Source organism: Vibrio sp. 1249-1 (assembly GCF_033340495.1).
Genome location: NZ_JAWOWJ010000005.1, coordinates 72,304 through 82,502 on the forward strand (window position 1 = coordinate 72,304; position 10,199 = coordinate 82,502).

7 protein-coding genes and 4 tRNA genes are annotated in these 10,199 nt (G+C 45.8%); 10 read left to right on the forward strand and 1 reads right to left on the reverse strand.

The window, feature by feature from the left end; genetic code table 11:
* Positions 1-3: 3 nt before the first annotated feature.
* Complete coding sequence (gene mutS, locus R7Z50_RS11040; protein WP_213891984.1) at positions 4-2,565, reverse strand: DNA mismatch repair protein MutS; 2,562 nt, start codon at positions 2,563-2,565, stop codon at positions 4-6.
* 84 nt (positions 2,566-2,649) lie between these two features.
* Here mutS and pncC point away from each other — a divergent pair, with 84 nt between their 5' ends.
* From pncC to R7Z50_RS11090, 10 genes are all read left to right on the forward strand, one after another.
* Positions 2,650-3,132, forward strand: coding sequence for a nicotinamide-nucleotide amidase (gene pncC, locus R7Z50_RS11045; protein ID WP_005383794.1), 483 nt, complete (start codon positions 2,650-2,652; stop codon positions 3,130-3,132).
* Between the two features lie 200 nt (positions 3,133-3,332).
* Positions 3,333-4,376 carry a recombinase RecA gene (recA, locus tag R7Z50_RS11050; protein WP_005380874.1) on the forward strand — a complete coding sequence of 348 codons (1,044 nt, stop codon included), beginning with the start codon at positions 3,333-3,335 and terminating at the stop codon, positions 4,374-4,376.
* 127 nt (positions 4,377-4,503) lie between these two features.
* Positions 4,504-4,971, forward strand: coding sequence for a recombination regulator RecX (recX, locus tag R7Z50_RS11055; protein WP_017633543.1), 468 nt, complete (start codon positions 4,504-4,506; stop codon positions 4,969-4,971).
* A gap of 142 nt (positions 4,972-5,113) precedes the next feature.
* Entirely contained in the window at positions 5,114-7,696 is a 2,583-nt protein-coding gene (alaS, locus tag R7Z50_RS11060; protein WP_318149073.1) for an alanine--tRNA ligase, read from the forward strand.
* Positions 7,697-7,908: 212 nt separating this feature from the next.
* On the forward strand, positions 7,909-9,096 hold the full coding sequence (locus R7Z50_RS11065) for an aspartate kinase (protein WP_005383803.1): 1,188 nt from the start codon (positions 7,909-7,911) through the stop codon (positions 9,094-9,096).
* A 92-nt stretch (positions 9,097-9,188) separates the two neighbouring features.
* Complete coding sequence (csrA, locus tag R7Z50_RS11070; protein ID WP_004415691.1) at positions 9,189-9,386, forward strand: carbon storage regulator CsrA; 198 nt, start codon at positions 9,189-9,191, stop codon at positions 9,384-9,386.
* Between the two features lie 334 nt (positions 9,387-9,720).
* Positions 9,721-9,812 (forward strand) — tRNA-Ser (locus R7Z50_RS11075).
* A gap of 31 nt (positions 9,813-9,843) precedes the next feature.
* Positions 9,844-9,920: transfer RNA gene (locus R7Z50_RS11080), tRNA-Arg, on the forward strand.
* Between the two features lie 29 nt (positions 9,921-9,949).
* Positions 9,950-10,041 (forward strand) — tRNA-Ser (locus R7Z50_RS11085).
* Positions 10,042-10,126: 85 nt separating this feature from the next.
* Positions 10,127-10,199: transfer RNA gene (locus tag R7Z50_RS11090), tRNA-Arg, on the forward strand.

Consider the following 10,199-nt stretch of genomic DNA (forward strand, 5'->3'; position numbering starts at 1 on the left):
TGTTTACAGCATCTTCTTCAAGCGATACAGCTCTTCAAGAGCTTGGCGTGGCGTTAAGTCGTCAGGATCAATACCTGACAGAGCTTGTTCGACCTCGCTAGGCTCTGGAATCAGGCTCAACTGGTTGGCCACATCTACTGCACTTGGACGCGGTGTGTCACTGTTTTGCCCCAGTTGCTCTAGCTGAGATAGCTTGTTACGCGCATTTTTGATGACCGTTTTTGGTACGCCAGCTAAGCCCGCAACAGCCAAGCCGTAAGACTTACTTGCCGCACCTTCTTGAACTGCGTGCATAAAGGCAATGCTGTCTCCATGTTCTACGGCATCCAAGTGAACGTTCGCTAAGCTTGGCAGTTGGTTCGGTAACTCTGTTAATTCGAAGTAGTGAGTTGCAAATAGGGTCATCGCACCAATTTGTGTTGCGAGCCATTCCGCACTTGCCCAAGCTAAAGAGAGACCGTCGTAAGTACTAGTACCGCGTCCGATTTCATCCATTAGCACCAAACTGTTCTTAGTTGCGTTGTGAAGAATATTGGCTGTTTCGGTCATTTCTACCATGAAGGTCGAGCGGCCAGATGCAAGATCATCTGACGCACCAATACGAGTAAATATACGATCTAAAGAACCAATCTGTGCGGATTCTGCCGGTACATAAGAGCCGATATGTGCCATCAATGCAATCAGCGCAGTTTGACGCATGTAGGTTGATTTACCACCCATGTTTGGACCAGTGATGATCAACATCTTACGGGCTGGGTTAAGCTCAATTGGGTTCGCGATGAACGGCTCTGTTGTTACTTGTTCTACGACTGGATGACGACCAGCTTGAATGTGAATTCCTGCGTCTTTCACAAGCGTTGGGCGGCAGTAATCTAACGAATCTGCACGCTCTGCTAGGTTTTGTAATACATCCAGTTGAGACAGGGCAGAAGCTAGGTTTTGCAGCTTCTCAAGGTTTGGCATCAATAGATCAAACAGTTCTTCCCACAACTGTTTCTCAAGTGCTAACGCTTTAGATTTCGAGTTAAGTACTTTGTCTTCGTGTTCCTTAAGCTCTGGGATGATGTAGCGTTCAGCGTTTTTGAGTGTTTGGCGACGTACATAATGCGGTGGAACCAAATGGCTCTGGCCACGGCTTACTTGGATAAAGAAGCCATGAACGTTGTTGTAGCCTACTTTAAGCGTATCGATACCGTGTCGTTCACGCTCATCTCGCTCAAGCTGCTCAAGATATTCTGTTGCACCGTCTGCCAATTTTCGCCATTCATCGAGCTCCGCATTGTAGCCTTCAGCGATGACGCCACCATCACGAATAACAACCGGCGGATTTTCTTTAATCGCGCGCTCTAACAGGTCACATACTTCGTCAATCGGAGCTGCATACTTCGCCAATTTCGTTAGGTACGGATGGGTCAAAGAAGCGGTGACAGATTCTAGCTCTGGTAGCTGTTGCATGGCATTGCGAAGTCTAGCCATATCGCGAGGGCGAGCAGAGCGTAATGCAAGGCGCGCTAAGATACGTTCAATATCACCAATTTGCTTTAACGTTGGTTGAAGATCGGCAAACAGAGCTTGTTCTTTAATCTCACCAATCGCATCAAGGCGATTGTTTAACGTTTCAATGCAACGCATAGGCTGATGCAACCAACGCTTCAGCATTCGGCTGCCCATCGGAGTTGCACAATGGTCGAGTACTGCAGCGAGCGTGTTATCGGTTCCGCCTGCTAGATTTTGAGTAATTTCCAGATTACGTCGGGTAGCAGCATCAAGGATGACGGATTGATCCTGATGATCAAACGTTAAAGAGCGAATATGAGGTAAAGCCGTACGTTGAGTATCTTTTACGTACTGGATCAAACAACCAGCAGCACATAACCCTAAGGACGCATGTTCTACACCAAAACCAACCAGATCTTTTGTGCCAAATTGTTGATTGAGTTGTTGCTTAGCCGTATCAAGCTCAAACTCCCAGACTGGGCGACGACGGTTGCCATTGCGGCTCGCCATTAAATGTACAGGTTCAAAATCTTCTGGGAACAGTAGCTCACGTGGTGAGGTACGTTGAAGCTCAGCTGTCATCGCTTCTTCAGTTTCTGGTTCTGTCAGTTGGAAGCGACCAGAGGTGACATCCAGCGTCGCATAACCGAACTTATCGTTGTGATGGTAAATTGCTGCGATTAAGTTATCGACACGCTCAGAAAGCAGCGCTTCATCCGTCACAGTACCTGGTGTCACGATACGCACAACTTTACGTTCTACCGGGCCCTTGCTGGTGGCCGGATCGCCAATCTGTTCACAGATCGCCACAGACTCACCAAGCTGAACAAGTTTTGCCAGGTAGCCCTCTACGGCGTGAAATGGCACACCCGCCATTGGGATAGGTTCACCTGCAGACGCACCACGTTTGGTCAATGAAATATCAAGAAGCTGAGAAGCTCGCTTGGCATCATCGTAAAAGAGTTCGTAGAAATCGCCCATGCGGTAGAACAGCAAAATCTCTGGGTTCTCAGCTTTTAGCTTGAGGTATTGCTGCATCATCGGAGTGTGTTTTTGTTCAGCTTTCACAGGTAAGTTCTTTTGTTTATTTCCGTAGCGGCTTAGGATACGTGAATCCCTATCAAGTAAAAAGAGACAAAGGGCATTTTGGCTATGGAAAAAACAACAAAATTGAGTGCCGATTTAGGCGCATTATTGGCTAAACACGGGCATGTTTTAACAACCGCAGAATCATGCACAGGTGGTGGTGTTGCAACCGCCATTACTGACATTGCTGGTAGTTCAGCTTGGCTTGACCGTGCGTTCGTCACCTACAGTAATGAAGCGAAAATGGAGATGCTTGGTGTGCAAGCTTCAACGTTAGAAGCGCATGGTGCAGTGAGTGAGCCAGTTGTGATTGAAATGGTGCAGGGTGCAATTAAAAACTCCAATGCCACCATCGGTGTGTCCATCAGTGGTATTGCAGGGCCGGGTGGTGGCAGTGAAGAGAAACCAGTCGGTATGGTCTGCTTTGCTTTTGCTGATAACCAAAGTTGGCAGCAAGTCGAAACCATGCATTTCTCTGGTGACCGTGCAGAAGTTCGCAAAAAAGCGGTCGAGCATGCGCTGACTCAATTGTATCAACATCTACTCTAGAATTTCTTAAATTGTTTTAGCCCAGCATTGATAAGGGCTAGAGCAAATCATGACTTTAGGTCAGCCAAATTTTTTTCATACAGGTATGGACACTGTATGAATCAACAGTATAATAACTTTCATTGCTGAGCAGTTCTTCTGCTTAAGAAAAATGAATTACTATTCGTCGCCCAAAGAAGATGAATAAATCGGAGAAAGTAATGGACGAGAACAAACAGAAAGCGCTCGCCGCTGCGCTAGGTCAAATTGAAAAGCAATTCGGTAAAGGCTCCATCATGCGCCTTGGTGATAACCGCGCAATGGACGTAGAAACCATCTCAACGGGTTCTCTTTCTCTTGATATCGCTTTGGGTGCTGGTGGTCTACCAATGGGTCGTATCGTAGAAATCTACGGCCCAGAATCTTCAGGTAAAACAACATTAACGCTTGAGCTTATTGCTGCTGCGCAACGTGAAGGCAAAACGTGTGCGTTTATCGATGCAGAGCACGCTCTAGATCCTGTATACGCGAAGAAACTTGGCGTTGATATCGATGCATTGCTAGTTTCTCAGCCAGACACAGGTGAGCAAGCGCTAGAGATCTGTGACGCACTTGCACGTTCTGGTGCTATCGATGTTATGGTTGTCGACTCTGTCGCAGCACTAACACCGAAAGCAGAAATCGAAGGCGAAATGGGCGATAGCCACATGGGTCTGCAAGCACGTATGCTTTCTCAAGCAATGCGTAAGCTAACGGGTAACCTAAAGCAGTCTAACTGTATGTGTATCTTCATCAACCAAATCCGTATGAAGATTGGTGTGATGTTTGGTAACCCAGAAACAACAACAGGTGGTAACGCACTTAAGTTCTACGCTTCTGTTCGTCTAGATATCCGTCGTACTGGCGCAATCAAAGAAGGTGACGAAGTCGTAGGTAACGAAACGCGCATCAAAGTTGTTAAGAATAAGATTGCAGCACCATTTAAAGAAGCAAACACACAAATCATGTACGGCCAAGGCTTTAACCGCGAAGGTGAACTTGTCGATCTAGGTGTGAAGCACAAGTTAGTTGAAAAAGCCGGTGCTTGGTATAGCTACAATGGAGATAAGATTGGTCAAGGTAAAGCGAATGCATGTAACTACCTGCGTGAGCACCCTGAAGTGGCTAAAACTATCGACACAAAACTGCGTGAAATGTTGCTAGCGCCAGCACTTGCGGAAGCGCCTGAAGCTGGTGAAGCGCCAGAGCAAGCTGAAGAGTTTTAATCTCTCATAGATTAATAAATGACAAAGCCCTGCAATGCGGGGCTTTGTTGTATCTATTGAAATCAAAAATCGAATTATCACAAAGGCCATTGAGAGCCTGTACAGCAAAAATACTTTTAGGATCATCATGTACCAAAAACGCCAGGCGCCGACATTATCGAGCAAAGAGGCTGCTATCCAATTGCTTAGCCGTCGCGATCATGGTCAGTATGAGCTTTACCAAAAATTATCGATGAAGGGCTATGAAGAATCAGACATCGACATCGCAATTAATTTTTGCCTAGACCATAACTATTTAGATGATTTACGTTACGCGAAGAGTCAAATTAGACAGCATGTATACAAAGGACATGGAGAGCGTCGAATTCGTCAAGAGTTAAACCAGAAGCGTGTTGCGGAGTCGGTGATTGAGCAAGCTATGGCTGAAGAGCCGCAAGATTGGTTTGAACTGGCTAAACAGGCGGCAGAAAAGAAATTCAAAGGTATTAAAGCCAAAGACCAAAAAGAGTACGCAAAACAAGTTCGTTTTCTGCAATATCGTGGCTACAGTTTTGACCAAATCAGCTACGCGCTGAGCTTTGAGGACGAAGATTAACGGTCAGTCGTCCGCACTGATTTTTGTTTTGCTTCAAATTTTTTCTCCTACTCCCTCTTTTCCTCAAGAAAACTAGTCTCAGCTGTTTGCATGATCTACAATACGGCAAAATTCTAACTCGACTATTTTCAGGAAGAGCTGCATGTACATGAGCACTGATGAGGTTCGTAACGCGTTCCTCAAGTTCTTTGAGAGCAAAGGACACCAAATCGTAGAAAGTTCATCGTTAGTTCCACATAACGACCCAACCCTGCTGTTCACAAACGCAGGTATGAACCAATTTAAAGATTGTTTCTTAGGCTTAGAAAAACGAGCCTACACTCGAGCGACTACGGCTCAGCGTTGCGTACGTGCTGGTGGTAAACATAACGACCTAGAAAATGTTGGCTTTACTGCTCGTCACCACACATTCTTTGAAATGTTAGGCAACTTCAGCTTTGGCGATTACTTCAAAGAAGATGCGATCTCCTTTGCTTGGGAATTCCTAACCGAAGTTCTTAAACTGCCAGCGGATCGTTTATTGGTAACTGTTTACGAAACCGATGACGAAGCGTTTGACATCTGGAACAAGAAAGTTGGCGTACCCGCTGATCGTATTGTTCGCATTGGTGATAAAGAAGGCGGCAAGCCGTACGAGTCTGATAACTTCTGGCAAATGGGCGACACTGGCCCTTGTGGTCCATGTACTGAAATCTTCTACGATCACGGTGAGCACATCTGGGGTGGCCGTCCTGGCACGCCTGAAGAAGATGGTGACCGTTTCATCGAGATCTGGAACAACGTATTCATGCAGTTCAACCGTCACGCAGACGGGACTATGGAACCGCTACCAAAACCATCGGTAGATACTGGTATGGGTATCGAGCGTATCTCTGCAATCATGCAGGGCGTTCACTCAAACTACGAAATCGATGTATTCCAAGCTCTTATCAAAGCAGCAGCAGAAGTGATCGGTTACGAAGACCTATCAAACCAATCACTACGCGTTATCGCTGACCACATCCGTTCATGTTCATTCCTGATCGTGGATGGCGTTATGCCTTCAAACGAAGGTCGAGGTTACGTATTACGCCGTATCATCCGTCGTGCAGTTCGTCACGGTAACAAGCTGGGCGCACAAGATGCATTCTTCCACAAGTTGGTTGGCGTTCTAGCTGACATCATGGGTACGGCTGGTGAAGAGCTGAAGCGTCAACAAGCTGTGGTTGAAAAAGTACTGCGTATCGAAGAAGAAAACTTTGGTCGTACACTTGAGCGCGGTATGGCGATTCTAAACGAAGCACTAGATAACCTAGACGGTAAAGTACTAGACGGCGAAACCGTATTTAAACTTTACGATACTTACGGCTTCCCAGCTGACTTAACTAACGACGTAGCACGTGAGCGTGAGTTCGCAATCGACGAAGAAGGTTTCGAGAAAGCGATGGAAGAGCAGCGTCAACGTGCGCGTGAAGCGGGTAACTTCGGTACTGACTACAACGCAGCAATCAAAGTTGATACGCAAACAGAATTCTGTGGTTACACAGGTACTAAAGGCTCTAGCTCTGTAGCGGCGATGTTCGTTGAAGGCAACGAAGTAGAATCTCTATCTGCAGGCGACAAAGCAATCATCGTGCTTGGTGAGACACCATTCTACGCAGAGTCAGGTGGTCAATGTGGTGACGCTGGTGAAATCCGTACTGAAGCTGGTGTATTCTGTGTTGAAGACACTCAAAAGCTAGGTAACGCAATCGCACACCACGGTGTAATGGCAGAAGGCGTTCTAGCGAAAGGCGACGAAGTAGCAACTATCGTTGACGCAGAGCGTCGCGCAGCTATCTCTCTAAACCACTCAGCAACGCACTTGCTACACGCAGCACTTCGCCAAGTTCTTGGTGAGCACGTAACGCAGAAAGGCTCTCTAGTGAAAGCTGACAGCCTACGTTTCGACTTCTCACACCTAGAAGCAGTAACTGCAGCAGAACTGAAAGAAGTTGAGCGTCTAGTTAACGCGCAAATTCGTCGTAACCACACGATTGAAACCAACGTGATGGACATTGAGTCTGCTAAGAAGAAAGGCGCAATGGCTCTATTCGGCGAGAAGTACGACGACGAAGTACGCGTACTGTCTATGGGTGACTTCTCGACAGAGCTTTGCGGTGGTATTCACGCATCAAGCACAGGTGATATTGGCCTATTCAAAATCACTTCAGAAAGCGGCATTGCTGCAGGTATTCGACGTATTGAGGCGGTAACAGGCGAGGCTGCATTAGACGCGATTGAAGCTCAAAACGCGAAGTATGAAGAGAAACTGGCAGAATCTGCACAGAAAGCAAAAGCGCTAGAGAAAGAAGTGCAGAAGCTAAAAGATAAGATGGCAGCAGCAGAAAGCGCTAACATCATGGGCAAAGCGGTTGAAGTCAATGGTACAAAAGTTCTAGTCGCAGCTCTTGAAGGCGCTGACAGCAAGAACCTACGTACTATGGTTGATGACATCAAGAACCAAATGGGGTCTGGTGTCGTACTGCTTGCCAACGTAACAGGTGACAAGGTTGGTCTGATTGCTGGTGTGACTAAAGATCTAACTGGTAAAGTAAAAGCTGGTGATCTAGTTAAGATGATTGCTGAGCAAGTCGGTGGTAAGGGCGGTGGTCGTCCTGACATGGCTCAAGCTGGTGGTACTGATGTAGCCGCACTACCAGAGGCAATTAAAACAGTTCAGCCTTGGTTAGAAGAGCGCTTATAAGCTTTTAACTACTAAAATTACGCTCAATCAAGTTTCTTTGATTGAGCGTAATTTTTTTTAGCAGCCAAGTGGTTTAATTGACCAAAAGTTAACCGAGTCATTTAGGCTATTTGGTTTTTGTTGTAACTACTGCTTATATAATTTTTCTAAAAGGAAATACTGAAGATGTAAGCAGTTCTAAAGAGACTTCGGTCTTGGGAAGGTGAAGACTGGTGAAAAAGCCCCTTATCGTGCAAAAGTTTGGCGGAACCTCAGTGGGTTCAATTGAAAGAATCCACCAAGTTGCTGAACACATCATTAAGGCGAAAAATGATGGCAATCAAGTTGTTGTTGTCGTGTCTGCAATGTCAGGCGAAACAAACAGACTGATGGACCTCGCTAAACAGATAGATAGCGTGCCTACAGCTCGAGAACTTGATGTTTTGCTCTCTGCTGGTGAGCAAGTGTCAATGGCACTGTTAGCAATGACACTCAATAAATTGGGTCATGCTGCACGCTCGCTTACCGGAGCACAGGCGAATATTGTGACGGATAATCAACACAATGACGCAACGATTAAACACATTGATACTAAGACAATTCTGGGATTGCTTGAGCAAGACCAAATCGTGATTGTTGCAGGCTTTCAAGGTGTGAATGAGAACGGGGATATCACCACATTAGGTCGAGGTGGCTCAGATACGAGCGCAGTGGCACTGGCAGGCGCATTGCGCGCTGATGAGTGTCAAATCTTTACCGACGTTGATGGTATTTATACTTGTGACCCACGTGTAGTGAAAAACGCGCGAAAATTGGCGGTTATCGATTTTCCTTCCATGGAAGCGATGGCAAGCCGAGGCGCGAAAGTATTACATTTACCTTCAGTGCAATTTGCATGGAAGAATAATGTGCCACTGCGCGTGCTTTCGACATTTGATGTTAATGAAGGCAGTCTGGTAAAGGGGGAGTTAGGCAATCAAGCCGTCTCTGGTATAGCCATTCAACGTGACCTTGCCATAATCGAAGTCGATAAAGAACATTTATCTAGTGCTACAAAACAATGTCAGATGTTGGGTATCGACATTTGGAATGTGATCGAGGAAACAGAACGGGCAGGTATCATGATAAAACAAGATGCATGTGCCAAGTTCGATCTGGTGTTCAGCGACAAAATCCGTAATAGTGAAGTGGTAAGCCTGTTGACCGCAGTGGGGCTTGAGGCCAATGGAATGGTAGAGCACGCATGCGATTTGTTGGCAAAGCGAGATATTGAGATCAATTTCAGCGCAACGAATGCACTCACTATGATGCTAGTTTTAGCACCCGAATGTGTGGATACAGCAGCAAACATTCTGCATGATGCTTACATTACGTCTAGTGAAGCATTAAACATTCAACAAAAACATGCCTTTTTAGGCTGATTTTCGCTAACAAGGTAGTTTACGAAAATATAACTTTTGTTGGATAATAGCTTTGTAGCAAGAAAATTTAGAGATTACTCAAGGAGCAAAGAATGCTAATTTTGACTCGCCGCGTAGGCGAAACACTGATGATTGGTGATGAAGTGACTGTAACTGTACTAGGTGTTAAAGGTAACCAAGTGCGTATCGGCGTTAACGCTCCGAAAGAGGTTTCAGTTCACCGTGAAGAAATCTACATGCGCATTCAAGCTGAAAAAGGCAATGGCAACGTTGCTTCAGGTAACTACTAAGTCGCTCCTGTTTACAGAGCTTAGTTTGAATGAAAAAGGCTAACCGAAGGGTTGGCCTTTTTAGTTTTTACTGTTTTTGAAAATTTGCAGAAACTATTGTGTTGAGTATGGCTGTGAATTCATCAATAATGTTGATTCGAACTTCAGAAAGTTATTTGAAAATAAATGTCTTTTTTTCAGAGAAGACTCTCTTTTTTTCATCATAATAGAGTGATAAAGTTCGTTTAATAGTCACTTTGATTAAATCAGCAACGGTTAAGCCAGTTTCGTAGATTTTTTCAAAGAAAGTGTTTGACATATTTTCGGTAAAACGTAATATGTGCCTCCGCAAGACGGTGAGGTGGCCGAGAGGCTGAAGGCGCTCCCCTGCTAAGGGAGTATACGGTTTATCCCGTATCGAGGGTTCGAATCCCTCCTTCACCGCCATTCTTGCAACGTTGATTTATCAACAAAAAGTGCGTCCTTAGCTCAGCTGGATAGAGTACCTGGCTACGAACCAGGCGGTCGGAGGTTCGAATCCTCCAGGACGCGCCATATCTCTTTTGAGATATAACAATGAAAACGGTGAGGTGGCCGAGAGGCTGAAGGCGCTCCCCTGCTAAGGGAGTATACGGTTTATCCCGTATCGAGGGTTCGAATCCCTCCTTCACCGCCATTCATTGACTGGCCCGATGGCCTTTTTTTTGTTTCGTAAGAAATGAATGTGATTTACTTCACAACTTCTTAGCAAGAAGATCTGCGCGTCCTTAGCTCAGCTGGATAGAGTACCTGGCTACGAACCAGGCGGTCGGAGGTTCGAATCCTCCAGGACGC